This is a genomic window from Stenotrophomonas sp. HMWF003 (assembly GCF_003061285.1).
In the GTDB taxonomy this organism is placed as follows: Bacteria; Pseudomonadota; Gammaproteobacteria; order Xanthomonadales; family Xanthomonadaceae; genus Stenotrophomonas; species Stenotrophomonas maltophilia_AP.
Genome location: NZ_QAIW01000291.1, coordinates 11,194 through 11,857, shown reverse-complemented (window position 1 = coordinate 11,857; position 664 = coordinate 11,194). Strand labels below are relative to the sequence as shown.

The following is a 664-nucleotide window of genomic DNA, read 5'->3' as shown; positions in this document are numbered from 1 at the left end:
GCTGGCGCGCGTGGCGGTCGCCGACATCGATCCCACCCTGCTGACCGCCGCGCGCGCCAGCATCGCCGCGCTGATCGCCGCGGTGATGCTGCGGGTGCTGCGCCAACCGCGTCCGGCACGCACCGCGCTGGCGTCATTGCTGGTGGTGGCGCTGGGCGTGGTGGTGGGCTTTCCGCTGCTCACCGCCCTGGCCCTGCAGCATGTGTCCTCGGCGCACTCGATCGTGTTCCTGGGCCTGCTGCCGCTGAGCACGGCGGTGTTCGGCGTGGTGCGCGGCGGCGAACGGCTGCGCCCGGCGTTCTGGGGGTTTTCGCTGCTGGGCAGTGCCTCGGTCGCCGGCTATGCGCTGCTCGGCGGCGGTGCCGCGTCGTTGCAGGGCGACCTGCTGATGCTGGCGGCGGTGGTGGTGTGCGGGCTGGGCTATGCCGAAGGGGCGCGGCTGTCGCGCACGCTGGGTGGATGGCAGGTGATCAGCTGGGCGCTGCTGCTGGCGTTGCCGCTGATGGTGGCGCTGATGTGGATGCGCTGGCCGCCCACGTTGGCCACCATCGGCGCACCGGCCTGGTGGAGCCTGGGCTACGTGTCGGTGTTCAGCATGCTGGTCGGCTTCATGTTCTGGTATCGCGGGCTGGCCCAGGGAGGCATCGCCGCGGTGGGCCAGCTG

General features: G+C 72.1%; 1 protein-coding gene. It reads left to right on the top strand.

Annotation, left to right across the window (positions count from 1 at the left end; translation table 11 throughout):
* Position 1: 1 nt before the first annotated feature.
* Positions 2-664: DMT family transporter (locus DBR34_RS12045; RefSeq protein WP_258223863.1), on the top strand; the 663-nt coding region annotated here is incomplete at its 3' end.